Annotated in this window: 22 protein-coding genes, 1 tRNA gene and 1 pseudogene; 14 read left to right on the top strand and 10 right to left on the bottom strand. The window is 66.4% G+C overall.

Annotation, left to right across the window (positions count from 1 at the left end; all coding sequences use genetic code 11):
- Positions 1–235 precede the first annotated feature (235 nt).
- Complete coding sequence (locus tag P3W85_RS33955; protein ID WP_276267988.1) at positions 236–2,410, top strand: TonB-dependent siderophore receptor; 2,175 nt, start codon at positions 236–238, stop codon at positions 2,408–2,410.
- A gap of 23 nt (positions 2,411–2,433) precedes the next feature.
- Here P3W85_RS33955 and P3W85_RS33960 read toward each other — a convergent pair whose 3' ends face one another.
- Positions 2,434–3,336, bottom strand: a complete 903-nt coding sequence (locus P3W85_RS33960) for a LysR family transcriptional regulator (RefSeq protein WP_017225467.1) — start codon at positions 3,334–3,336, stop codon at positions 2,434–2,436.
- A gap of 197 nt (positions 3,337–3,533) precedes the next feature.
- Here P3W85_RS33960 and P3W85_RS33965 point away from each other — a divergent pair, with 197 nt between their 5' ends.
- From P3W85_RS33965 to P3W85_RS33975, 3 genes are read left to right on the top strand one after another with little or no spacing between them, the layout of a single operon-like run.
- Positions 3,534–4,733, top strand: coding sequence for a serine hydrolase domain-containing protein (locus P3W85_RS33965; protein ID WP_276267989.1), 1,200 nt, complete (start codon positions 3,534–3,536; stop codon positions 4,731–4,733).
- Positions 4,734–4,747: 14 nt separating this feature from the next.
- On the top strand, positions 4,748–5,818 hold the full coding sequence (locus P3W85_RS33970) for a zinc-binding alcohol dehydrogenase family protein (RefSeq protein ID WP_276267990.1): 1,071 nt from the start codon (positions 4,748–4,750) through the stop codon (positions 5,816–5,818).
- Complete coding sequence (locus P3W85_RS33975) at positions 5,815–7,017, top strand: MFS transporter (protein ID WP_276267991.1); 1,203 nt, start codon at positions 5,815–5,817, stop codon at positions 7,015–7,017. The genes P3W85_RS33970 and P3W85_RS33975 overlap by 4 nt, the downstream gene beginning before the upstream one ends.
- A 26-nt stretch (positions 7,018–7,043) precedes the next feature.
- Here the strand turns inward: P3W85_RS33975 and P3W85_RS33980 are convergent, their stop codons facing one another.
- Positions 7,044–7,853, bottom strand: a complete 810-nt coding sequence (locus P3W85_RS33980; protein WP_017226724.1) for a 5'-3' exonuclease — start codon at positions 7,851–7,853, stop codon at positions 7,044–7,046.
- A 158-nt stretch (positions 7,854–8,011) separates the two neighbouring features.
- Between P3W85_RS33980 and P3W85_RS33985 the strand changes: the two genes are divergently transcribed.
- The gene (locus P3W85_RS33985) at positions 8,012–8,254 is read left to right on the top strand and encodes a MarR family transcriptional regulator (RefSeq protein ID WP_017226723.1); all 243 of its coding nucleotides are present in this window, start codon (positions 8,012–8,014) and stop codon (positions 8,252–8,254) included.
- A 211-nt stretch (positions 8,255–8,465) separates the two neighbouring features.
- Positions 8,466–8,541 (top strand) — tRNA-Met (locus tag P3W85_RS33990).
- A 137-nt stretch (positions 8,542–8,678) separates the two neighbouring features.
- On the opposite strand, the gene P3W85_RS33995 is transcribed toward P3W85_RS33990, so the two are convergent.
- Positions 8,679–9,707, bottom strand: a complete 1,029-nt coding sequence (locus P3W85_RS33995; RefSeq protein WP_276267992.1) for an SDR family oxidoreductase — start codon at positions 9,705–9,707, stop codon at positions 8,679–8,681.
- 190 nt (positions 9,708–9,897) lie between these two features.
- Between P3W85_RS33995 and P3W85_RS34000 the strand changes: the two genes are divergently transcribed.
- Both P3W85_RS34000 and P3W85_RS34005 read left to right on the top strand, forming a co-directional pair.
- Positions 9,898–10,101 carry a hypothetical protein gene (locus tag P3W85_RS34000; protein WP_276267993.1) on the top strand — a complete coding sequence of 68 codons (204 nt, stop codon included), beginning with the start codon at positions 9,898–9,900 and terminating at the stop codon, positions 10,099–10,101.
- On the top strand, positions 10,074–10,763 hold the full coding sequence (locus tag P3W85_RS34005; RefSeq protein WP_276267994.1) for a TetR/AcrR family transcriptional regulator: 690 nt from the start codon (positions 10,074–10,076) through the stop codon (positions 10,761–10,763). The genes P3W85_RS34000 and P3W85_RS34005 overlap by 28 nt, the downstream gene beginning before the upstream one ends.
- Position 10,764: 1 nt before the next feature.
- Here the strand turns inward: P3W85_RS34005 and P3W85_RS34010 are convergent.
- Both P3W85_RS34010 and P3W85_RS34015 read right to left on the bottom strand, forming a co-directional pair.
- Positions 10,765–10,914: pseudogene (locus tag P3W85_RS34010) on the bottom strand (3-phosphoglycerate dehydrogenase); the annotation flags it as partial.
- A gap of 39 nt (positions 10,915–10,953) precedes the next feature.
- Positions 10,954–11,922: a Bug family tripartite tricarboxylate transporter substrate binding protein gene (locus tag P3W85_RS34015; protein ID WP_276267995.1), complete on the bottom strand. Its 969-nt coding sequence runs from the start codon at positions 11,920–11,922 to the stop codon at positions 10,954–10,956.
- Positions 11,923–12,028: 106 nt separating this feature from the next.
- Here P3W85_RS34015 and P3W85_RS34020 point away from each other — a divergent pair, with 106 nt between their 5' ends.
- Complete coding sequence (locus P3W85_RS34020) at positions 12,029–12,805, top strand: IclR family transcriptional regulator (protein WP_276267996.1); 777 nt, start codon at positions 12,029–12,031, stop codon at positions 12,803–12,805.
- A 139-nt stretch (positions 12,806–12,944) separates the two neighbouring features.
- Here P3W85_RS34020 and P3W85_RS34025 read toward each other — a convergent pair whose 3' ends face one another.
- From P3W85_RS34025 to P3W85_RS34035, 3 genes are all read right to left on the bottom strand, one after another.
- Complete coding sequence (locus tag P3W85_RS34025; protein ID WP_276267997.1) at positions 12,945–14,333, bottom strand: amino acid permease; 1,389 nt, start codon at positions 14,331–14,333, stop codon at positions 12,945–12,947.
- A gap of 151 nt (positions 14,334–14,484) precedes the next feature.
- A complete protein-coding gene (locus P3W85_RS34030; RefSeq protein ID WP_276267998.1) occupies positions 14,485–15,717 on the bottom strand; it encodes an NAD(P)/FAD-dependent oxidoreductase in 1,233 nt (410 codons plus the stop codon).
- Positions 15,718–15,800: 83 nt separating this feature from the next.
- Complete coding sequence (locus P3W85_RS34035; RefSeq protein WP_276267999.1) at positions 15,801–16,154, bottom strand: RidA family protein; 354 nt, start codon at positions 16,152–16,154, stop codon at positions 15,801–15,803.
- Positions 16,155–16,526: 372 nt separating this feature from the next.
- Here P3W85_RS34035 and P3W85_RS34040 point away from each other — a divergent pair, with 372 nt between their 5' ends.
- Positions 16,527–17,171, top strand: coding sequence for a helix-turn-helix domain-containing protein (locus tag P3W85_RS34040; RefSeq protein ID WP_017226715.1), 645 nt, complete (start codon positions 16,527–16,529; stop codon positions 17,169–17,171).
- 220 nt (positions 17,172–17,391) lie between these two features.
- On the opposite strand, the gene P3W85_RS34045 is transcribed toward P3W85_RS34040, so the two are convergent.
- Together P3W85_RS34045 and P3W85_RS34050 are read right to left on the bottom strand one after the other, a co-directional pair.
- Positions 17,392–18,555 (bottom strand): glycosyltransferase family 4 protein, encoded by a 1,164-nt coding sequence (locus P3W85_RS34045; RefSeq protein WP_276268000.1) that lies wholly within the window; start codon positions 18,553–18,555, stop codon positions 17,392–17,394.
- Positions 18,542–19,294 carry a polysaccharide deacetylase family protein gene (locus tag P3W85_RS34050; RefSeq protein WP_276268001.1) on the bottom strand — a complete coding sequence of 251 codons (753 nt, stop codon included), beginning with the start codon at positions 19,292–19,294 and terminating at the stop codon, positions 18,542–18,544. The genes P3W85_RS34045 and P3W85_RS34050 overlap by 14 nt, the downstream gene beginning before the upstream one ends.
- A gap of 520 nt (positions 19,295–19,814) precedes the next feature.
- On the opposite strand from P3W85_RS34050, the gene P3W85_RS34055 reads away from it, so the two are divergent.
- The 4 genes from P3W85_RS34055 to P3W85_RS34070 form a co-directional block, all read left to right on the top strand.
- Complete coding sequence (locus tag P3W85_RS34055) at positions 19,815–21,149, top strand: ATP-binding protein (RefSeq protein ID WP_276268002.1); 1,335 nt, start codon at positions 19,815–19,817, stop codon at positions 21,147–21,149.
- An 82-nt stretch (positions 21,150–21,231) separates the two neighbouring features.
- On the top strand, positions 21,232–22,365 hold the full coding sequence (gene macA, locus P3W85_RS34060; RefSeq protein ID WP_276268003.1) for a macrolide transporter subunit MacA: 1,134 nt from the start codon (positions 21,232–21,234) through the stop codon (positions 22,363–22,365).
- A complete protein-coding gene (locus tag P3W85_RS34065; RefSeq protein WP_276268004.1) occupies positions 22,362–24,350 on the top strand; it encodes a MacB family efflux pump subunit in 1,989 nt (662 codons plus the stop codon). Before macA ends, P3W85_RS34065 begins: the two co-directional genes overlap by 4 nt.
- Positions 24,343–24,727: TolC family protein (locus tag P3W85_RS34070; RefSeq protein ID WP_276268005.1), on the top strand; the 385-nt coding region annotated here is incomplete at its 3' end. The genes P3W85_RS34065 and P3W85_RS34070, both read left to right, overlap by 8 nt.

Below are 24,727 nucleotides of genomic sequence, written 5' to 3' on the forward strand. Positions count from 1 at the left end.
GGCGCGCACCGTGCCGGGCGCAGGCGCGACAGCGCAACCAACAGTAAGAGTAAGCCACGGCCGACGCGCTCCGTTGGCAGCGCGCGCGGCGTCCTGCCGCCGCTCGCAAAAGCATTCCCATTGATGCGGTTTTTCTTGACGGATTCTGTGTCCGGTAGGCATTATTCGCCTCCTTGCCGACGCAAACGATATTGATTCGCATTTGCGTTCGCATCAACACTCAAGCCAAAGAAAAATGAGAACAAGCGAGCACAAAGCTACGCATCGGGAAACGCAGGCACCCGGGGTTCGCCAACACGCCACCCTGGCCAGGATGATCGTGCTGTCCGGCTTGTCCTGGAGCAGCACGGCTTTGGCGCAAGCCGTACCGGCCGCGGCGACGGAACAGGCCCTGCCCGCCGTTACGGTCAGCGCCGGCGCCATGGAGGAATCCGGCCAGCAACTGGAGAAAAAGGTCGGCAGCGGCGCGCTGGGCTCGCGCGCGCAGCTGGACACGCCGTACTCCACCATCATCGTCAGCGGCGAAGACCTGGCCGATCGCCAGGTGACCAAGCTGGGAGACATCTTCGCCCTGGACGCCTCGGTGTCCGACAACAGCAACGCCAACAACAGTTGGTCCAGCTACCTCACGGTGCGGGGACTGCAGCTCGACTGGCAGAACGGCTACAAGATCAACGGCATGCCGTATGTGGGCTACGGCATCACCCTGCCCTATGAGCAGTTGGAACAGGTGGAACTGCTCAAGGGCCTGTCCGGCTTCATGTACGGCTTTGCCAACCCGGGCGGCACGGTCAACTACGTGACCAGGAAGCCGACCGACACCTTCACCGCGAGCGTCGAAGTGGGTTACCGCAGCACCCACGCCTGGAGCCAGCACGTCGACCTGGGGGGACGGGCCGGTCCAGGCGACAGGTTCGGCTACCGGCTGAACGTTACGCATGAGGAAGGCAAGCCGTCCAATGCGGTCAGCCTCAGGCGCGACTCGGTATCGCTTGGATTGGACGCCCGCCTCACCCGCGACCTGACCTGGACCTTCGACGGTCTCTACCAGGAGCGCCGCAGCTTCGGCCAGACGCCGACGTTCGCCACCTATTCGTACACCGGCGCTTCGCTGCCGGGCGTGGTGAGCGGGCGCGGCGGCGCCTTCGCGGGCCCGGACCAGCATCTGTTCACCAACCTGCAGCTCTACAGCACCGGCCTGCGCTACCGCATCAATCCCGACTGGACGGTCAGCACCAATTACAGCTTCAGCAAGGTGTCGCGCAGCCGCAATGAAACCTCGCTGGTGCTGTCCGGCGTCAATGGGGACTACCAGGACTCGCGCTACGACGGTTCGCAGGCACACCAGTTCAGCCAGTGGACGGCCATGGTCGAAGGCAGGTTTCGCACCGGCCCGTTCTCGCACCAGCTGGTGGCCGGCACGGCCTGGCAGCAGCAGATCAACCGCTACAGCACCGGCTCCGACCTGACGCTCGCACTGGGCCCAGGCAATCTGTATCAGCCCAACCCGCACGTCTACTACAGCCAGACGGGCTTCAGCGAATACCGCGCCAGCGATATCTCGCAAAAGGCGCTGTTCCTGAGCGACACCATCGCGCTGACCGAGAAATGGTCGGTCCTGGGCGGCGTGCGCTACACCAACTATGAGCAGAACGGCTACGCACGCGGCGGCGCAACGACTTCCGCCTACAGCAAGAATGGCGTGGTCACGCCCACGGTGGCGCTGCTCTACAAGCCGCTGCAGAGCACCACGCTGTACGCCAGCTACGTCGAAGCGCTGGACGGCGGCACCACGGTGGCCGAGACCTATGCCAATGCCGGCCAGCAACTGAACCCGCTGCGCAGCAAGCAATATGAAATCGGCGCAAAAACCGACCAGGGCAGATGGACCGGCACCGCCGCGCTGTTCCGCATCGAACGCGGCGCGGAGTACGTCAACGGCAGCAATGTCTACGTGCAGGACGGCCTGTCGATCTACCAGGGCGCGGAACTGGCCTGGAACGCCCGCCTGGGGTCGCAGTGGGAAGCCGGTGGCAGCGTGATGTACCTGGACAGCTACTACGACAAGGGCTCGGCCTACAAGGGCAACCGCGTCGCCGGCGCGCCCGGCTTCGTGCTCGCCGGGCGCCTGGCTTATCGCGTGCCCTTCGTGCCCGGGCTCAGGCTCGGCCTCGACGGCAAGTACACGGGCACGACCAAGCTGCGGCCGGCCGGCGATATCGGCCTCGGGGGCTATACGGTGTTCAACCTGGGCGCCAGCTACAGCACGCGCGTGGCCGGCAAGGACCTGACGCTGCGCGCGGCGCTGACCAACCTGACCAACAAGCGCTACTGGGGCTTCCAGTACGCCGACTTTATCCAGCCGGCCGATCCGCGCGCGATCAGCCTCAGCGCGAAGATCTCATACTGACGGCCGCTGTCTGCCGCAAACCCTCAGCGATCGGCGCCGCCAGCGGGAAACACCCGCTCGCCCAGGAAGTCGATGAACACCCGCAGCTTGGGCGAGGGATGCCGGCTGGCCGGCCACAGCACTCGGAAGGTGCCGCTGCGCTCCACGTAGCCGTCGAGCACGGTGCGCAGCCTGCCGTCGGCCAGCGCGTCGCGGATCGCGAAATCCGGCAGGCAGGCAATGCCCAGCCCCTGCAGCGCAAAGCTCACCCGGGTCTCGATGTTGTTGCAGATCATCGAGGTGGGCAGGTGCGGCTCCGGCTCGGCGGGATCGCGCCGCAACGGCCAGGCCTCCAGCTTGCCGCTGTTGGGGAAACGGTAGTGCAGGCAGGCGTGACCGGTCAGGTCGGCCGGGTGCGCCGGTACGCCGCGCTGCGCGAGGTAGGCTGGCGATGCCACCAGCAGGATCCGGAAAGCACCCAGGCGCCGCGCCGACAAGCGGGAGTCGCCAGGCTCGCCGGTGCGCACCACGGCGTCGAAGCCCTCCTCGATCACGTCCACCAGGCGGTCGGTGAAGTCCAGGTCAAGCTCGATCTCCGGATACTGCCGCATGAAGTCGCCCAACACCGGCAGCACCAGCGAGCTGACCAGCGGCAGGCTGACCCGCAGGCGCCCGCGCGGCGCCCCGGCGGCGCTGGAAAGCTCCTGCTCCGCCGCCTCGATCTCCGCCAGGATGCGCCGGCTGCGCTCCAGGAACAGCGCGCCTTCCGCGGTCAGGGTGATGCTGCGCGTGCTGCGGTGGAAGAGCCGCGCACCGAGCTTTTCTTCCAGCCGCGCCACACTCTTGCCCACAGCCGAGGCCGACACGCCCATCAGGCGGCCGGCGGCCACGAAGCTGCGCGTCTCGGCCACCTGCACAAACACCGTAAAGCCGCTCAGGCTATCCATCGGCACTCTCCTTGCATCGCCGGATTCCCGATCCGCCGACACGTTCGACACGCTTGTTCCGGATCATTCCGTTATTCCGGACAATTTCGTCCTGATAATCAGGAACTGTAGCCTACTTTTTCCCGAGTCAATTGTTTCTTATCGTCTGCAGGAGCCGGAAATCACCCGGAAACCTCTTGCAACGAAGGAAACCACCCATGTCCTCCCTCCTCCCTGCCCTTGACGGCGGCACCCGTCCTGCCCACCTATCCACGCGTGTCGATACCGTTATCGATCAGGCCATTGCTGCGCACCGGCTGGTCGGCGCCGTCGTCCTGGTCGCCCGGGATGGCGAACTGGTCCACCGGCGCGCCGCCGGCCTGGCCGACCGCGAAGCCGGGCTGCGGATGCGCGAGGACACGCTGTTCCGGCTGGCCTCGGTGTCCAAGCCCATCGTCTCGGCCGCCGCGATGGTGCTGGTCGCGCAAGGACGGCTGGCGCTCGACGAAACCGTGACCCGCTGGCTGCCGGCATTCCAGCCGCGGCTGGCTGGCGGCAGCGCCGCCGCCATCACCGTGCGGCAGCTGATGACCCACACCGCCGGGCTTGGCTACCGCTTTTTCGAAGCCGACGGCAACGGGCCTTATGCCCGCGCCGGCGTATCGGACGGCATGGACCTGCCGGGCATCACGCTCGCGGAGAACCTGCGCCGCATCGCCAGCGTGCCGCTGCTCTACGCGCCGGGCACGGCCTGGGGCTATTCGCTGGCGACGGACGTGCTCGGCGCCGTGATCGAACGCGCCTGCGACACGCCGCTGGGCGACGCGGTGCGCACGCTGGTCACAGGGCCGCTGGGCATGGACGACACCGGCTTTTTCGTGGATGCGGCCAATGCCGGCCGCCTGGCCACCGCCTATGTCAACGATGCGCCGGTACCGCGCCGCATGCAGGCGCAGGATGTGGCCCCGGTGGTCGACGGCACGGCCGGCATCCACTACGCGCCGGCGCGCGCCCTGGACGCCGGCGCCTTTCCCTCCGGCGGCGCCGGCATGGTTGGCAGCGCCGGCGACCTGCTCCGCCTGCTGGAGGTGCTGCGCCAGGGCGGCCGCCCGCTGATGCCCGCCGCCTGGGTGGACGAGATGGGCAGCAACCAGACTGGGGAATGGGGCCCCCCCGACGCACCGGGCACCGGCTTCGGCCTGGGCTTCTCGGTGCTGCACGATCCGCTGGCGGCCGGCTCGCCGGAGTCTCCCGGCACGTGGCGCTGGGGCGGAGCCTACGGGCACTCATGGTTCGTCGACCGCGCCCGCGGCCTGAGCGTGGTCGCGTTCACCAACACCTTGTATGAAGGCATGTCCGGCCGCTTCGTCACCGACCTGCGCGATGCCGTCTATGCGGCCGGGACGGTGGCGCGATGAGCGGGATCCCTGCCATGAAGGCCGTCGCCTTTCGCAAGCGCGCGTGCGTCGACGAAACGGACAGCCTGTACGACACCGAGATCGAGCGGCCCCGGCCCGGTCCGCGCGACCTGCTGGTGGCGATACGGGCGGTCTCGGTCAATCCCGTCGACACCAAGATCCGCGCCGGCCTGGTGCCCGTGCCCGACGCGGTATCGACGCTGGGATGGGACGCTGCCGGCATGGTGGAGGCCGTGGGCAGCGCAGTCACGCTGTTCCGGCCGGGACAGGCTGTGTATTACGCCGGCTCCTTCGATCGCGCCGGCACCAACGCGCAGTTCCATCTCGTCGATGAGCGGATCGTCGGCCGCAAACCCGAAACGCTGAGCTTCGCGCAAGCCGCCGCGCTGCCCCTGACGGCACTGACCGCCTGGCAAGTGCTGTTCGACCGGCTGGGCGTCGCGCCCGGCAAGCCCGCGCAGGCGGGCAGCCTGCTGGTGGTGGGCGGCGCTGGCGGCGTGGGCTCCATGCTGATCCAGCTGGCGCGGCGCCTCACCGGCCTCACGGTGATCGCCACCGCCTCCCGGCCGCAGGGCCGCGACCGGTGCCTTGCGCTGGGCGCGCATTGCGCCATCGATCACACGCAGGCGCTGCCGCAGCAGGTGGCCGCGCTCGCCGCGCCCCCGGTCACCCACGTCGCGGCGCTGTCGCACACCGGCCGCCACCTGCCGGCGCTGGCGGCACTGATCGCGCCGCAAGGCCGGATTGCCGTCATCGACGATCACGACTTCCTGGACGCCACGCCGCTCAAGGCCAAGAGCGTATCGCTGCACTGGGAAATGGTGTTCACCCGGCCGCTCTACGGCACGCCGGACATGATCGCCCAGCACCGCATCCTGAACGAGGTCGCCGCGCTGGTGGATGCCGGTCTGCTGCGTCCGTCCCTGGGCCGGACCTTGCATCCCATCGATGCGGCAAACCTGCGGCTGGCGCACAGACTGGTGGAACGCGGCGAGGCGACGGGCAAGGTGGTGGTGGCCGCGCTGGATCCGCACGGCGAAACACAGGCCCATGCGCTCGGCAGCCTGCAGGAGAAACAGCCATGAATGCCGGCCGCTCCCTGTTCTTTATCGCGCTCGGCCTGTTCGGCCTGTACGCCATCGAGTTCGGCGTGGTCGGCATCCTGCCGGTCATCGTGGCGCGCTACGGCGTCACGGTCGCGCGGGCAGGCTGGCTGGTGGGCCTGTTCGCGCTGGTGGTGGCCGTGTGCGGGCCGTTCATGGTGCTGTGGCTGTCGCGCTTTGCCCGCCGCAAGGTGCTGGCGGGCTCGCTCTTTGTCTTCGCCGCCTGCAGCGTACTGTCAGCATGGGCGCCGGACTTCGGCTCGCTGATGGCGCTGCGCGTGGTCCCGGCGCTGCTGCATCCGGTGTTCTTCTCGCTGGCGTTCGCGGCGGCCGTGTCCCTGTACCCGAAAGAGCGGGCCACACATGCCACGGCCATGGCCTTCGTCGGCACCAGCATGGGCCTGGTGCTGGGCGTGCCGATCACCGCCTGGATCGCGGCACGCGTCTCCTACGAAGCCGCCTTCCTGTTCTGCGCCGCCGTCAATGCCGCGGCAGGCTGCGGCCTGCTGGCGATGCTGCAGGACACGCCCGCGCCCGCTGCCCCGGGGCAGCAGGCTGCCCCCGGCCGGCCATCGGCGATCCTGCGCAAGCCGGTACTGTGGCTCAATCTGGCAGCGACCGTGTGCGTCTTCGCCACCATGTTCTCCGTCTACAGCTATGCCGCGGAATACCTCGCGCGCGAGGCCCGGATGGGTGGCGAGGCGATCGGCGCGCTGCTGGTCGTGTTCGGCATCGGGGGGGTGGCCGGCAACCTGCTGGCCGGCAGGCTGCTGGCCAGGAGCCTGGCCAGGACCGCGCTGCTGCACCCGCTTGTGCTGAGCGGGGCCTACCTGGTGCTCCATGTCTGCGGCAGCGCATCCTTTGCGCCCATGATCGCTGTCTGCCTGCTGTGGGGCGCGGCGCACACCAGCGGCCTGATCGTCAGCCAGATGTGGCTGGCCTCCGCCGCGCCGGAAGCCCCGGAGTTCGCCACCAGCCTCTACATCTCGGCCGCCAACGTGGGCGTGGTGTTCGGCTCGGCGGTGGGCGGCTGGTTCATCACCGCCGCGGGCATGACCGGGGCGCTGTGGAGCGGCTGGCTGTTCGCCGTGCTGGCGACCTTGTCGGTGGCGCTGAAGCTGGCGCTGTTCGACCGCCAGCCGGCCGGCGCGCGTGGCGAGGTGACTTCCGGGGCAGCGTAGATGCCACTGCCATGCCAATGCCGGCGCTACTCCGGCCGCAGATCGCCAAGACGCAGCATGTTCCACGTCAGGCCCAGCTGGGCATCGGTCTTGAGGGAGACCAGTTGGCGCGAAATACGGGCAAGATCCGCTTGCTCGGCCAGGTTCTTGCCGATGATGCCTGGCTCCTGTGACGCGTTCGCCAGCACCGTCTCCAGGTCGCCATGGCGTTGCAGCAGTTTTACCGCGGTCTTCGCGCCGATCTTCTGCACACCGGGGATATCGTCCGAGCTATCCCCTAGCAGGGCGAAATAGTCGCCAAGCTGGCGGCTGCCGACGCCGAACTTGTCGAGCACATAGCGCTCGTCGAACCAGGGTTGCTCCTGGTTCTTCGGCGTGGCGAAGTGGTTGCGCACGATCGCGCCGTCGGCAATGAGCTGGAGGATGTCCTTGTCGGTGCTGACCGCGATCACCTGCCCTTCCTTGGACGCAATCCAGCGATAGAAGGCCGTGCCGATGATGTCGTCGGCCTCGTAGCCGTCGATGGCGGCGGTCTGGAGGCCCAGGACTTCCGTCAGCGTCAGGCGGAAATCGGGAATCACCTCGGCCAGTTCCGGATCCATCGGCTTGCGGTGCTGGCGGTACGGCGGGTACAGCGCGTGCCGCCAGGTCTTGCCGCCGGTATCGAATGCCGCCAGCGCGTGCGTGGCCTTGCATTCGGTCAGCGCACGCCGGAACGAGGCCAGTGCCGAAAGCACGGCGCCTTCGACCTTGGCAGGAATCTCCGGCGCGGGGTTGGCCTCGTAGACGCGGCGCAGGATGTTCAGGCCGTCGATCAGTAGTAGTGTGTGCTGCATTGTTGTTGCGATGCGTTCCGTCTGCTTTCCGTCAGACCCTCTATTCTGACGGGCGAAATCCCCGGCGCAACATTTTAGGGTGCGGGATCCGCGAAAACGTGGGGTTGCATCGGCGGGCCAGCCCGTCTAGTCTGAGCAGATCCAACCTGTTCCCGGAAATGAACAACAATCACGACACCCGCCACGCAGTACTCGCCGCCCTGCAGAAAACGGGCACCCCGATGGACTCGTACCAGGTCGCAAAAGCCACGGGCGTCAGCCCGATCCAGGCGGCCCGGACGCTGACCAAGCTCACCGCCAAGGGGCTGGTGCTGGCCCAGGACCCATTGGGCGCGGAGACCGACCTGTCGGCGCGGTTCAGCCTCGCGCCGGAACAAGAGACGGGCGGCGACCCGGGCTGAGCGCATATGGCCTGAGCCGTTACCGCCACTTCCCGCTGCATCCTGCGCCATCCGCTTTTCCCGCCGGAAAAGCGGAAATCGGCGATTTTCCGCATTTTTATGGCAGAAAGAGCGGGACACCTTGGTGCCGCATGCCAGCAATAGCGGCATCGCGCCGAAAAAAAACCAATCACTGCTATCCATTAGCCGCCAACCCGCGTATATTTCGGCCCGCGGGGTGGAGCAGTTGGCAGCTCGTCGGGCTCATAACCCGAAGGTCGCAGGTTCAAGTCCTGCCCCCGCAACCAGATTCGAAAGCCCGTGCGGTAATGCCGCACGGGCTTTTTGCATTCCGGGGGCTGGTGAGAGGCCTGGACATCAAAGGACGCAGCCTGCTGGCGAGGACTGCGACGGTGCTGCCGCCGGCCCGCAGGATGCCGGGGCTTCAGGCCAGTGCCGGCTGATCGCGATGATTGCGGAGCCAGTCGAGTTCATCGGACAGGGTCTGCTCCAGCGGCCGGAAGCCCAGGCCGAACTCCTGCTGGATGCGTTCGCCCGAGAACCGCCGCCCGTGGTCCTGCGCGATATTGCGCACCGTGGCCATGCTGAGCAGCACGGGCTTGCCGGTGAGGCGCGCGTAGGATTCCTGGACTGCAGCCACCACGAACAACAGCCAGCGCGGCACGGCGCGCGTGGGCGCGGCGCGGCCCGACACCTTTTCCATCGCCGCCATCAGCTCCCGCATATGCAGCGGCCGGCCGGCCGCCAGATAGCGGCGGCCAGGCACGCCGCGCTCGGACGCCGCCAATGCCACGGCAGCAACGTCCCGCGCATCCACCACCGAGAAGGCCGCGTCGATCACGCCCGGCAACTTCCCCTGCAGGTAGTCCAGCACGAACTGCCCCGCAGAGGTCGGGCCGGCATCCCGCGGCCCGTGCATCCAGCCCGGCAGCACCAGGCAGGCCCGCATGTCGGGATGCGCGGCGACGAAGCGGTACACCGTCTCGTCGGCCTCGATCTTGCTGCGGTAATAGTCGTCCACGGCGCCGACATCGGTTTGCAGATCATCCTCGGTCAGCAGTTGCCCGGTGCCGCCCCGCAAGACCGCAATGGAACTGATATGCACAAAGCGCCGTACGCCTTGCCGATAAGCCGCGTCCAGCAACTGGCCGGTGGCAAGCACATTGGTTTCGTACAACTGCGGCCAGTGGCGGCCGCCCTTGTAGCTGTCGCGGAAGTGAGCGGCGGCATGGAATACCACGTCCACCCCTTGCAGCGCGTCCTCATAGGCCTGGCGTTGACGAACATCGCCCACCACCACAGAAAGCCGATCGCCGGCGTCCGCCGGAAGCTGGCGGCGCGCCTTGGCGGCGTCGCGCGCCAGGGCCTTGACGGCATACCCCTGGCTGAGCAGAAGGGCTACCAGGTTGCTGCCCAGCAGCCCGGTGGATCCTGTGACGAAAGCGGTTTTCATATATTCTATTCGGTGTTCAGATACCGAATAGTATTTGAATGACAGGAAAGATGCAATGCAACGGCTGGCGCTCATCCCCGCCCGCGCCGATGCGAGCCATGGGGCCTGCCGGCACCTGCAACGCCCGGCCAGGCTGGATGCCCGATATACAATCGCGGCTTGCAGGACGGCGCGTTGCCAGAGAACATTGATGCCGCAGACCTTCGAATGCAGGACCTCCCTCCCCGGCACGGCCAGCGCTGCGTGGCGCCGGGCAACCACGGCGCAGGGCATCGACGACGAGTTGTTTCCCTGGCTGTGCAACGCCACCCTGGCCGGCCTCAAGAAAACCATGGCCCGCAGGCCACAGCATCTCCTCCCGAACGCATGCCACCGATCCAGAAAACCCGACTGAGCCGCGAAGAAAGCCGTGCCCGCACCCGAGCCTTGCTGCTGGAGAGCGCACGCGTGGTGTTTGCCAAACAAGGCTATGCAGGCACCTCGGTCGACCATATCGCCGAGGCCGCAGGCTACTCCAAGGGCGCGTTCTATTCGAACTTCGCCGCCAAGGAGGACATCTTCCTGGAACTGCTGGACGCGCACATGCAGGAGGAGGCCGAAATGCTGGAGGGGCTGCTGGCCAGCGCCAGGACCGTATCCGAGGTGCCGGAACTGCTGCGCGGGATCGGCGACATGTACCGCAGCTTCGAAACCGATATCGACTGGGGCCTGCTGGTGCTGGAGTTCAACCTGCAGGCGGGCCGGGACCCGCGCTTCCTGGATATCTATCACCAGCGGTTCGCCACGCACCGGGCCCAGATGACGAAGATCGTGGAACGGCTGTTTGCGATCGCACAGGCCAGGCCGCCCTGCTCCGCGCTGGAACTCACCATTACCCTGATCGCCCTGTCCTACGGCATCCCGGCCCAGCGTTCGACAATACCGTCCAGCGTGCCCAAGGGCTTGCTCGGCAATATGATCGAGGTAGTGCTGGCATCCATGATCCAGGCGGGCAGCGCGCCGGGCGGGCCAGCCCTGCGCACCCCGGCGAAAACGGCGGCGGCGCGCAAGCGCTGAAACGCCGTAGCGCCGCTGGAAATACCAGTGCCGCCGCCACGCCCATGCCCACATAGGCCGCGTTCGTCACGCCACCGACGTGCGGGCTCAGCAAAAAACCCGGCTGGCCATGAAAGCCATGCGGCATCGTCATGGGCTCCACGGCAAAGCTGAGCGGGAGGCCGCGAGAAGCAGCGGGGAAGAACGCGGATCAGTCGACCTGCGCGCCGGATGCCTTGACGGCAGACGACCAGCGGACGATGTCCTTCTTCATCAGCGCGCCGAACTGTTCGGGCGTGCCGCCCAGTACATCGGCGCCCTGGTCGTTCAGCTTCTTTCTCAGCTCCGGCACCTGCAACGCCTTGTTGAACCCGGCATTCAGGCGCGCCACGATGTCCCTGGGCGTTGCCGCCGGCGCCACGAAACCAAACCAGGTCACGGCTTCGAAGCCGCCGTAGCCCGACTCCGCAATGGTGGGCACGTTCGGCAGGTCGGCCATGCGCTGCGCCGAGGTCACGGCCAGGGCCCGCATCTTGCCGTTGCGGATGTGGCCGATCAGCGTCGGCACCGACGACAGGTACAACTGCACCTGGCCGCCGATCAGGTCGTTGACAGCCTGGGCAGCGCCCTTGTACGGCACATGGGTGAACTTGATGCCGGCGGTCTTCTGAAACAGCTCGCTGGTCAGGTGCGCCACCGTGCCGTTGCCCGGGGAGGCCATATTGATGGCGCCCGGCCGGGCCTTGCTGGCCGCCACCACGTCGGCCAGCGTCTTATAGGGCGAGTCCATCGTGGTCACCAGCACCAGCGGTGCGCTGGCCACCAGGCCGACGGGCGTCAGGTCTTTCTCCACGTCGTACGGCAGCTTGCGGTAGAGCGTGGGGTTGATGGCCAGGTTGCTGGTCTGCCCCAGCACGATGGTGTAGCCATCGCCGCTTGCCTTGGCCGCGGCGTCCACGCCAAGGTTGCCGCCCGAGCCCGGCTTGTTGTCCACCACGAAGCGCCAGCCCTGCGCCATCGCCACGTTGTTGGTCACCTCGCGGGCAATGATGTCCGTGCCGCCCCCGGCCGGGAACGGCACGATCACGCGGATAGGCTTGGCGGGATACGGTTGGGCCAGGGCCGGCAGGGCCAGCGCGCAGAACAGGGCGGTCGTCAGGCCGCGGCGCAGCAGCTTCATGGAGTGTCTCCGAATCTGGTTATTGGCTCGATTGCCTGGAACGGATTCTCTTTCCACGTTGCATCTAATACAATATGGTTTCATCTCACGAAACATATCCCGCCTGATGGAACAATCCAATCCCGCAAGCACCAGCGAGGCGGCCGACGACACGGGCGGCGGCGTCATCGCTGTCAGACGGGCCCTTCGCGTGCTGGAAGCCTTCGGCGTAAGCGATGCACAGCTGAGCCTGGCCGAGCTCAGCCGCCGCACGGGTTTCCACAAGACCACGGTGCTGCGCCTGGCGCGCACGCTGGCGGCGGACAACTACCTGGTGCAGAAAGAGGATGGGAGCTGGCGGCTCGGACGCGCCGCAGGCTGGCTGGGCGCGTGCTACCAGGCCACCTTCAACGTGCATGAGGTGGTGGAGCCCGTGCTGCGCGAGCTGACGATCAAGACCGGGGAAAGCGCATCGTTCTACGTGCGCGAAGGCCAGCAACGCACCTGCCTGGTGCGCGTGGAAGGTCCGCAGGCCATCCGCCACCATGTACGCATCGGGGCGGCGCTACCGCTGGACAGCGGCGCGCCCGGGCGCGTCATCCTGGCGTATTCCGGGGAGCCCGGTGAGCCCTACGAATCGATCCGGCGGCGCGGCTACCACTTGTCCATGGGAGAGCGCGAGCCGGAAGTCTCCAGCGTATCGGCGCCGGTGTTCGGCCTGCACTGGCGGCTGCTCGGGTCGGCCTGCATTTCCGGCCCGACCTCGCGCTTGAACGAGGAGCGCCTGCTGGCCCTGGCGCAGACCGTGGTGGACGCGGCCAACCAGCTATCCTACGCAATGGCGGGGAGCCACCGCCCTGCCTCTGCGGGTCCGGGAAGCAGCCCGTCGACATGGCATCCGTGACGTGGCGCCGAGCCCCGCATGCGGCGACGGCGCCTCGCCGTGATGGCCCCTCCTGCTGAGGACATCCGCGGGACTTGGGCTCACAGCAGGCGCCGCGTCCGCACAAGCGCTGGATGCCGCCCGATCCATGAACGGGGCGTCAGCTTTCGACGCCGACCGCAACCCGGCTCAGCCTTGCTGCCGTCCGCAAGCCACCGGATAGCCGATAGATGATCGTCAGCAATAGCACCCAGGCCACGCCGACGTAGACGGACCCGCGCGTGGATTCGTCGAGACCAAGCATGATGAACACGAACGCCACGAAAACCAGGCAAGCCCACGACGTGTATGGCGCCAACGGCATGCGGAAGCTTGTCGTCACGCCCGCTGCGATCAGCCTTTGTCGAAACTTCATGTGCGTCAACACGATCATCGCCCAGGTCGCAACGACCAGGAACGAGAGCATGGACATCAGCCAGCCAAAGACCTTGTCGGGAACGATGTAGTTGAGGAGAACCCCGAATGCCATGCACACAATGGTAAAGAAGACGGAACGCGATGGCGCGCCACTGCGGCTCAGCACCGTGAACGCCGACGGGGCCAGCTTGTTTTCCGACAGGCTCGTCAGCACGCGCGAACCGCTGAATACAACGCAATTGAAGCTGGATAGCGCTGCCGACACGACGACGAAATTGATGATTCCAGCTGCCTGCCGGACGCCGAGCGCCTGGAATGTGGTGACGAACGGGCTGCCTTGGGTCCCGAGTTCATTCCAAGGGTACAGTGCCATGATGATGAACAAGGCCCCCACGTAGAAGATCAGGATGCGCCACAGGACCGAGTTGATTGCACGCGGGATGACCTTTTCCGGTTCCCTGGCTTCCCCTGCCGTGAGACCGATCATCTCGACGCCCGCAAACGAATACGCGACGATCGGCAGCGCGCTTACCAGTCCGATTGCGCCGTTCGGAAAGAAACCGCCATGCCGCCAGAGATTGGACAGGCCAACGGGAACGCCTTGGTTCCCAAGCCCGGTGAACACGATCAGCGAGCCTCCGGCTATCATCAGCAATATGGTGGCCACTTTGATCAGTGCAAGCCAGAATTCGAACTCGCCGTATGCCTTCACGTTGAGAAGATTGAGCCCGAAGATAAAGATGATCGAGGAGAATACCCAGATCCACTGTGGTATCTCCGGATACCAGAACCGCATATAGATGCCGACCGCCGTCGTCTCGGCGACGCCAACCCCGACCATCAGAATCCAGTAGTTCCAACCGACAAGATAGCCGGCGAACGGCCCAAGGTACTCAAACGCATAAGAGCCGAACGAGCCTGCCACCGGACGATGCACCGCCATTTCCCCGAGGGCGCGCATGATCAGAAAGATGATTGCGCCACCGACCGCGTAGGCAAGCAGCGCCGACGGCCCCGCAGCGCGGATGGCGGAGGCCGAGCCCAGGAAGAGGCCAACGCCAATGGCCATGCCCAGGGCCATGAAGGAAATCTGGCGTGACGTCAAGTCACGCCTCATCTTATGTTGCTCCATTTCGTCTCCATTGATTAGTCGTCACGGCGACCGCGCAGGCGGCACATCCGTTGTTCGAACTGCTGCGTAAAGAGGGGGATCCTCGCCTGCCTCGTGGCGAATAGAGCGGCCGCGTCACCGTGCGCCAGGGACTCCGACCGGGAGGCCTGCGTCAGAACCTGTCCACCCGGAAGGGATAGGGGTCGGCGACAGGTTGCGTACCGGTCATCATTTCCGCGATCAGCCGGCCGGTGATCGGCCCGAGTGTCAGTCCGTGATGCGCATGTCCGAAGGCGAACCACAGGTCCTTGTGGCGGGGCGCGGGTCCAATAATCGGCATCATGTCGGGCGTGCAGGGCCGCCTGCCCAGCCACGGCTTGTCATCGAGGCGCAAGGCGAGCGGGAACATCTGGCGCGCAATCGGTTCGATGGACTCCAGTTGCACCGGTGTGGCCGCCGAGTCGCGATGGCCCAGTTCGACGCCCGTGGTCAGGCGGATGCCGCGTGCCATCGGCGTGATGAGATAGCCGTTCTCCACGTCGAGCACCGGCTGGTTCAGCCGCGCGCCCGCTTTCGCGGCATAGTGCATGTGATAGCCGCGCTTGGCCACGAGCGGTAGCCGGTAGCCCAGCGCCGAGCTGATCGTATCCGACCATGGACCCATCGCCACGATCGCCGAGCGCGCTTCGATCCGGCCATGCTGCGTACGGACCGTCCAATGCGGTTCGAGCGTCGTGGCGTCGCCGATCAGAACACGGCCGCCGAGTTGTTCGAAATGGCGGGCATAGGCCATGACAAGCGCGTGCGGGTCGCTAACGGAATCAGACGCGGTATAGCGAAGCGCGCCCACGAGCGAATGATGCAGGAACGGCTCGTCCTGGCGCAGCCTGGCGGCGTCGAGCGATTCGAACGGCACGCCATACTCTGCATTCCAGCGCTCGGCCTCCCGGGTCTCGGCATCTTGCTTCCTTGCCGTACGGAATACCTTGAGCCAGCCCCCCGCTCGCAGCAGGGCACCTGCCCCGGCGGCCTCGACGAGCGCGCGGTGCTCGCTCACGCAATGCTCGATCAGCGTCGAGTAGGAGCGCGCAATGGCTGCATGACGGGAGGCCTCGGAGTGATACCAGTAGCGGCAAAGGAACGGCGCCAGCTTCGGCATGGCCGAGAGGTGATAACGCACGTCGAGGGACCGGTTGAGAGCGTACCTGAGCAGCATGCCGAAGCCGCGCGGAAACGCATACGGGTACACACCCTCGCGCTGGATCAAACCAGCGTTGCCAAGCGAGGTCTCGTTGCCGGGCGGCTTGCGGTCGACCAGCGCGACCGACAGGCCGCGCTTCTGCAGATGCACGGCGATGGACACACCCACCATGCCGCCGCCCAGTACAAAGGTATCGAACTTCATTCAGGGATTCCTCGTGTCATGCCACCATGCGCGCTACGCGAGCGATGGTGACTGCTGTCCGGCCGCTCGCGACTGTGTGCGCGTCACGCGAGCGCGGTTACGGCGACTTCCACGTCGAGGCCGGGCTTCATCAGCAGCGCTTGCACGCAGGCGCGCGTGGGCGCATGCCCGGCAGGAACCCAGGCATCCCAGACGCGGTTGAATTCATCGAAATGCTTCGGGTCGCTGAGCCAGACGTTTGCGGAGATGACCCGTGTCCTGTCCGCACCCGCCGACGCCAGCAATGCGTCGATACGGCCGAGAACTTCCGTTGCCTGGACGGTGACCGAGGCGCCGGCCGTGTCGGGTACCTGGCCGGCCAGATACGCGATGCCATTGGCGATCGCCACCTGGCTCATGCGTGCGCTTGTTTGAAGACGTTTGATTTCGCTGGACATGATTTCTCCGCTTGAGATATCGGCCGGACTTTGGCCGATGGAATTGAAAACTGGCGGGCTGAACGCACGCGCAGTATCGGATGGGTACACAATGAACGAAGGCGTCTCTCGACCGGACTCGCCGTCCCCGGCGCTGTCCTCTACCGGCCAAGCGGCCGCGCGACGAAGCCGGTGCCAGGTTCGCCGGATGGCAGAAGGAACAAATGGGGGGCAATGCAGCGGGAAAGAATCCCCGCCTTCCCCGATGCGGCAACTGACACAGCGACCGATCCTCTGATGGCGACCTCGATGTCAGTTATCATATACGAGAAAAGTGAAATTCTCGTATACGAGAAAACCCGAACCTGCACGTACTTTCCTTTGAACACTCGCATGGTCAAACAAGTCGCCAAGACCCGGTCCGCGCCCGCAGCCGAACCGCCTCAGATCGATCACAAGGCCGTCGGCGAGCGACTGCGCGCTGCACGCAAATCGCACGGACTGACATTGATGCAGCTCTCCGAGCTGTCGGGTATCGCGGTGTCGACAATCTCGAAGGCGGAGAGAGGCGATATCGCGCTGACATACGATAAGTTCGCAGCGCTTGCCCATGCCCTGCAGCGCGACTTCGCAGCCATCTTCGGCCGCGAGCGGGAAGCCTGCGCCGGGCCGATGGAGCCATCGTTCACGGCATCCGGCAGACAGATGGTCTACGACACGCCGAACTACGAGTACGGCATGCTGGCGAATGAACTGACGGGAAAACGCATGGTGCCGATGCGGGCGCACATCCGTGCGCGTTCACTGTCCGATTTTCCCGACTACATCCGGCATAGCGGTGAAGAGTTCGTCTTTCTGCTTAGCGGCAGGCTGGAGCTGCGATTCGAGAACGGCAAAGCATTCAGGCTTGAGCCGGGAGACAGTCTGTATTTCGATAGCTCGGTGGGGCATGTGTACATCAGTCTGGGCAAGGACGACGCAGAGGTGCTCGCGTGCTGCGTCGACGGGGATGCCATGCGGCCCAAGGATGCCATCTGAACAGATGGATCGCTGACCGGGCACGAGCGCCCCTGCCCCGGCACTGTCCAGCGGCCGGCCCCCGGTCCGGCGGCTGCGGGCCCAACATCCTGCGCCGCTGCGGCCTTACTCTTTGGCGCATCGCCTCGAACATCGCGGTGCCGATGCCCTGCGCCACGCCCCCGCAGGCCTGCCTTCCACCGCCATCGGGCTGAACATGGCGTCGCAGGCTTCGATCGCGCTAACTTGCCCGGCGTTTCCGTCGCCCGGCGGCGAGCAGGCAGTCGCGATACAGCTGCACGGTCTCGCGCCCGAGCAATGCCAGCGAGAAATTGGCCTCCACCCAGCGGCGCCCGCGCTGCCCCATCTGCGCCGCGCCACCCGGGTCTCTCGCCAGCTGGCACATGGCTTCGGCCAGCCGGCACACGTCGCGCGGCGGCACCAGCACGCCGTGGTCGCCGTCGATGAAGGTCTCGGGAATGCCGTCCAGTGCCGTGCCGATCACCGGCTTGCCGCAGCTCAGCGCCTCCAGGATGACCAGGCCCAATGCCTCGCTGCCCACGGGCGGATGCACCAGCACATCGATCGCCTGCATCAGCGATGCCACGTCATGTTCGAAGGGCAGGAAATGGAGCCGTCCCGAGAGGCCCAGCGCATTGGCTTCCTCGCGTAGTTGCGGAATCATGTCGCCATCGCCGACGCAGAGGAAATGCGAGCGCCGATGCCGCGAAAGCACCTCCGCCGCGGCCCTGACGAAGTAGAGCTGCCCTTTTCCCTCCGGGTATTGCGCCCCGCCGATCAGCGCATACAGCCATGCGTCCGGGGGCAGCCCCAATGCGTCGCGCACCCGATGGCGCTGCACGGTTCCGGCCTGGAAGCGCTCGGTATCGATTCCGCAATAGATGCGCCTGAGCTTCAGGGTGTGTTCCGGATCGACGAGGTGAAGCGATTCCTGTACCGCATTGGACACTGCGATCACGTTGGAGAAGGCGGCAAGATACCGGCGCGTCCTCTCCTTGAGACGGGTCATCATATGGCGTGTCACCACGACTTCCGCCTTCCGGCCCGATAGCATCCACGCCAGGATCGCCACCCAGTAGTCGCGCCCATGATGCGCGTGAATGACGTGCATGCGCTGCTCCCGGACGTGGCGCGCCAGGATGGCGGGCCACGCGATGCGCGCGGCGCCGAGTTCCAGCAAGTCGATCCCGTGCATCTGCCGCGCCGTGGCAATCCACTGTGCGCCGCTGGGCGCCGCCAGTGTCACCTTGCAGCCCTGCAGCTGCAAGGCACGGCAAAGCGTAAGCGTGTGGGAATCGATGCCCCCGCCGTCAAGGAGGGAGTTGACCACCAGCACACGCAGCTGCGGCGCGAATGCCGCCGCGATCAGGTCACTGCCCGTCATGGCGAGCCACCTCCGTACCGCGCCGGTCCTCATAGGAGGTGAGCAGCTTTTGCAGGAACTGCAGCGGATGCGTGGCACGCGATACCGGCACCCTGGGAAGATGGAAAAAGTCGTGCGCGGCGCAGGCGCGGCCGCGGTTGGTGGTGACAGCGCTATGGAAGCCGGCCTCGCGCACCAGCGCCACGACCGCCCTGTCATACTCGCCAAAGGGATAGCAGAAGTGCCGGACCGGTTCGCCGATCGCGTCCTCCAGCTCATGCCTGCAGCCTTCGATCTCGTCGCGCGCGGCGCGGGCGCCTGCCGCGGCCAGGTCCAGATGCGTGCGCGTATGGGCGCCGATCTCCATCCCTGCCCGGCGCCACTCCCGCAGCTCGGCCCGCGTCATCAGGGGCTTGGCCGGCACGCCGATCGCGGCGTCCCAGGCGTTGGTCTTGCCGATCAGGCCGCTGACGGCATAGCAGGTAGCGCTAAAGCCGACGCGCTGCAGCGCCGGCAATGCATGCTCGATGTTGTTGCGATAACCGTCGTCGAACGTGATGCCGACGACCTTGCCGGCCTTCGCCCCGCGCAGGTAGGGCAGGAGCTCGGTCAGACCCAGTCCGCGAAAGCCCATCAGCTTGAGCATCCGCATCTGCCACCCGAAGTCGCGTGGCGCCACCACGAGGCTGCGCAGCGGCGTACCCCTGGGCGGCGGTGCGTCGATCTGGTGATACATCAGGATAGGGATAGGCTGCGTCATGTCTGGTCTCGGCGGTTCAATGCCGGTTGAAAGCTGTCGGTCAGAAGCTGTAGTTGCGAGAGGACAGCCCGAAGCAGGACTGTTGCGACTGCACGGTATGGACATGCTCTGCGCGCACGCCTGCGCAGCCGATACTGCCTGCCACGGCGGCGCGGGCCCATAAAGCCTTTCCAATCGTTCGAGTCACCCGCAACCCCTTGATCAAGCCCCGGAGTTTATGGATGGGGCGCACCGGTGTCTGTTTGAAAGTCGCGCGAATCTGTGCCGAATTGTGCGGAATTGTCTTTGGTTTATTTCGGCACCGACAAGCGAATCGACTGCCGCTAGAATCAGGCCCCTTATGGCACGGGATGATGATCCACGCGGTGTTCCACGTATCGTGCGCCAATGCCTCAGCCAGCGTGCCGGTTGTCGTTCCACGCTTTCAACGCTGGCGCCGCCCCTTGAAATCAGTCCGCATTGCCAGTCACCGGAGCCGGGGTGGTGGACTTCGCTGAGCCCAGCCGGCTGGGAGAGATAGATGATCCGTTCGCTGTTCAAGCTATACCTGATAGTCGTGCTCAGCGTGGCAGCCGCCGTCGCCGGCATCCAGTACGGGCTCCTCCCCCAGCTCCATCAACAACTCAGCGAAATCGAGCGCGAATCCTCGAAGACCTACAATTACCTGCTCGCCCGCTACCTGGACCAGCAAGACATCCGGCGCGAAGCCGCCCTGGCCAGGCTGCAGGCCAACGCGAGCGAGCGTTTCGCCCTGATCGGCATGGACGATGTGCTGCACCTGGGCGAACGCCGGCTGCGGGATCTCCGGGACGGCAGGCAGGTATTCGGCAACGACGGCAAAGACGCTTACCTGCCCCTGCGCGACGGCCAGATCCTGCATGCGCACCGGGAGGAAGTAAACGACACGAACTTCCAGCTCACCGCGTATGCGCTGATCGCCTTCGCCATCCTGCTGGCCGTCGTCACCTGGGTCTTCTATCACTGGCGCGAGCTCAATGCGTTGCAGGAAGCGGCAAGGCAGTTCGGCAACGGCAGGCTTTCAACGCGCGCCAGGCTATCCAGGCGCTCGAACGTCTATCAGCTGGCGCGGCAGTTCGACGATATGGCAGCTTGCATCGAGGCGTCGATGGCGCGGCAACGGGCCATGATCCATGGCATCTCGCATGAGCTGAAGACACCGATCGCGCGGCTGGAATTCGGCATTGCCCTGCTGCGCTCGTGCGGCGACAGCGCGCCCGACCCTTCGCAACGCGCCCAGCGGCTGGAAGCCTTGCGCCTGAACGTGCGGGAACTGGACGAACTGGTGACGGAGCTGCTCACCCTGGGCCAGCTCGAACAGGGCGCCGTGCCGCTCAGGCTGGTGCCGGTCACGGTCCGGGAGATGGTCGACAGCGTTGCTGCCATCGTCTCCGATGACGCGGCGCAGCGGAACCTGCTCCTGGACGTGCGCAGCACCGGGCCGTACGCGCATCACCTGTGCGACCCGCGCCTGGTCGCGCGCGCCTTGCTCAACCTCTGCCGCAACGCGGTCCGCAATGCGCGCGGCACCGTCGCCGTCGCCTCCAGGACCGATGTCTCGGGCACCCTGACCCTCACGGTCGAAGACGATGGCCCGGGGGTGCCGCCGGAAGAGTGCGAGCGCATCTTCGAGCCGTTCCATCACGCTGGCGCCGGCCTCGCCCGGCACTCCGGGCGCTTCGGCCTCGATCTGGCGATCGTGCGGCGCATCGCGCTGGCCCACGGCGGCCAGGTCTCGCTTGGCAGCGGCAGATCGGGCGGCGCCCGGTTCGTCATCACGCTGCCCGGCCCCGCCAGCGACAGACGGCCACACCTCGGCACACTTCCAGACAATTGAAATTGAATTGCCCACAGACAGGACGGCAACGGGCATCGAGAATCCGGGCTTGCCTATCCACGACGCTGCTTCGATTTTCCCGATGCCTAAAGAACCAGGCCGCTACCGGCGCCCCCTCCTTGCTGCCGCGATCGCGCTGCCGGCCATGCTGGCACTGCTCGCCTGGCGCCTGACGCCGTCCGAGCCATCCTTGTACATCACCGCGCCGGTGACCCGCGGCGACCTGGAAGATACCGTGCTGGCCAACGGCGTGCTGCAACCCGTGCGCCAGGTGGACGTCGGCGCGCAGGTCAATGGTCAACTGAAGTCGCTGAAAGTAAAACTCGGCGACAAGGTCAAGGAAGGGCAGCTTCTCGCCCAGATCGATCCCGTGCTGCTGGAGAACGCCCTGCGCCAGGCCGACGCCGCCGTGGCCAGCGGCCTGGCGCAGCGGGAAGCCAAACAGGCACGGCTGCGGCAAGCCCGCCTGGCCTGGCAGCGCCAGCGCGGCCTGCTGGAGCAGGAGGCCGCGTCCCGGCAGGAAATGGAAGCCGCCGAGGCCGATTTGCGCGCGCTGCAGGCAGAACTGGCCGCACTCGATGCCGACCTCGCCCAGCGGCGCATCAAGGCCGGGTCTGCACGGATCGATCTCGGCTATACCCGCATCGTCGCGCCGATGGACGGCGAAGTGGTGGCGCTCAGCACGCTGGAGGGCCAGACCGTGGTGGCCTCCTACCAGGTACCGACCATCCTCAAGCTGGCTGACCTGGATTCGATGACCGTCAAGGCGCAGGTATCCGAAGCCGACGTGATCCGTATCGTCGACCGGCAGGCGGTCTACTTCACCATACTGGGCGAGCCGGACCGGCGCTACCACGCGCGGCTGCGGGCCATACAGCCCTCGCCCGAGAAGATCAACAACGCCGTATTCTTCAATGCGCTGTTCGATGTCCCGAACGCGGAGCGCAAGCTGCGTATCGACATGACCGCCCAGGTCACGATCCTGCTGGGACAGGCCAGGAACGCACTGCTGGTACCCCTGGCCGCGCTAGGTCCGCGCGATGCGGCCGGCGCCTTCGCGGTCCGCGTCCTGCACCCGGGGCAACGGATCGAGACGCGGAACGTGCGTATCGGCATGAGCAACAATGTGCATGCCCAGGTGCTCGCGGGCCTGGCGGATGGCGAGCGTGTCATCACCGGTGACGCCAGCGCGGCCAGCGGCCAGGGGGAGCCATGACGCGCGCCCCGCTATTGCTGCTGCAGCATGTGGAACGCAGCTTCCGCGCCGGAGACCAGGAGATCCCGGTTCTGCGCCAGCTCAGCCTGGCCATCTGCGCCGGCGAGATGGTGGCGATCGTCGGCGCCTCGGGCTCCGGAAAATCCACGCTGATGCATATCCTGGGCTGCCTGGACCAGGCCAGCGCCGGCCGCTACCTGGTAGCCGGGCAGGATGTCGCCAGCCTGGACAGCGATGCGCTGGCGCGCCTGCGCCGTGAACGCTTCGGATTCATCTTCCAGCGCTATCACCTGATGGCCCGGCTCAGCGCCGCGGACAATGTGGAGGTGCCGGCGATCTACGCCGCCACCGACCGCGCCGCGCGCCGCGACCGCGCCATCCAGCTGCTGACCCGGCTCGGCCTGGGCGATCGCGCCGGCCACCGCCCCAGCCAGCTGTCCGGCGGCCAGCAACAGCGGGTGAGCATCGCCCGCGCGCTGATCAACGGCGGCCAGGTGATCCTGGCGGACGAGCCCACCGGCGCGCTCGACAGCCACAGCGGACAGGAAGTCCTGGCCATCCTGCGCGAACTGCATGCCCAGGGCCACACGGTCATCATCGTGACCCACGACATGGGGCTCGCGCGCCACGCCGAGCGCATCATCGAGATCGCCGACGGCCGCATCGTGGCCGACCGGGCCAACCAGCCCGCCCCGCCGCCGGACGCCAGCCATCCCCTCGCGGTGCAAGACGCGCCGCCGGCAGCCGCCCCTCCTGCCGGCCGCGCTTTGCAGCGTGTGCGTGCCTGGCAGGGGTTCACCGAGGTCTTCTCCACGGCCTGGAGCGCGCTGATGGCGCATCGCATGCGCACCGCGCTGACCATGCTGGGCATCGTGATCGGCATCGCCTCGGTGGTGTCCATCGTTGCCATCGGCGAAGGCGCCAAGCGTTACGTGATGACGGATATCCGTGCGATCGGCGCCAACACGCTGTCCATCTTTCCCGGCGCCGATTTCGGCGACGACCGCGCCGCCGGCATCCGCACCCTGGTCGCGCCGGACATCGACGCGTTGCATGCCTTGCCCTATGTGGACAGCGTCACGCCAGTGACCAGCAAGGTCCAGCGGCTACGGCACCGCAACGTGGACATCAATGCCACCGTGCATGGCGTGGGCGCAGGCTATTTCCGCGTGCGCGGGCTCGACATGGCGCAGGGCGTGATCTTCCATGCGGACGAAGAGCGCAGGCATGCACAGGTCGCGGTGATCGACGAGAACACGCGCCGCAAGCTGTTTGGCAGTGCTGCGCCGGCGCTGGGCCAGGTCATCCTGGTCGGCAGCCTGCCTTGCGTGGTGGTGGGCGTGGCCCGCGAGAAAAAGAATATCTTCGACGAGAACAGCAAGAGCCTCAACATCTGGCTCCCCGCCACGACAGCCGGCAGCCGCCTGTTCGGCCAGGCGCATTTCGACGGGCTGACGGTGCGCATACGCGACGGCCAGCCCAGCGCAGCCGCGCAGCATGGTATCGAACGCATGCTGGCACAGCGCCACGGCAAGAAGGACTTCTTTGCCTACAACATGGACAGCATCGTCAAGACCCTGGAGCGCACCAGCCGAGCGCTCACGCTGTTCCTGTCGGCGGTGGCCGTGATCTCGCTGCTGGTCGGCGGCATCGGCGTCATGAACATCATGCTGGTATCGGTGACCGAGCGCACCAGGGAGATCGGCATCCGCATGGCGGTGGGAGCCCGCCAGCGCGACGTCCTGTTGCAGTTCCTGACCGAAGCCGTGCTGGTCTGCCTGCTGGGCGGGCTGATCGGTACCGCATTGGCCTACCTGATCGGGCTGGTGCTGGCGCTGCTGATTCCGCAATGGCAGATGGTGCTCTCCGGAAACGCCGTTGCCGGTGCCTTCCTGTGCTCGTCGCTGATTGGCGTGGTCTTTGGCTACATGCCCGCCCGCAACGCGGCACGCCTGCAGCCGATAGCAGCCCTTGGCCATGAGTAAGCGCCCTTCCCGCACCTCGGCAATGGTCCGCCTCGGCCGTGCGTCGCTGCCGCTGGTGACGCTTGCCCTGGGTGCTTGCGCCGAGTTGCAAACGCCTGTCGTGAACCCGGAACTGGAGGTACCGCAACAGTGGCAGCATGCCACGCAGGCCGCGGCACGGCTGACGCCGGCGGCATCCAGCGCTGGCGCCCTGGAGCCGGACGCGTGGTGGCAGGCATTCGGCGATGCGCAGCTCAGCGCGCTGGTCGCGTCCGCGCTGCGAAGCAACAATGACCTGCGCATCGCCGCGCTGCGGCTCGAACGGGCTCGCCTGCGGCTGGGGCTCGCCAACACCAGCCGCTTGCCGGACGTGGCAGTGGAGGCGCGGAGCACGCGTC

It is taken from the genome of Cupriavidus basilensis (assembly GCF_029335485.1).
Classification (GTDB): domain Bacteria; phylum Pseudomonadota; class Gammaproteobacteria; order Burkholderiales; family Burkholderiaceae; genus Cupriavidus; species Cupriavidus basilensis_E.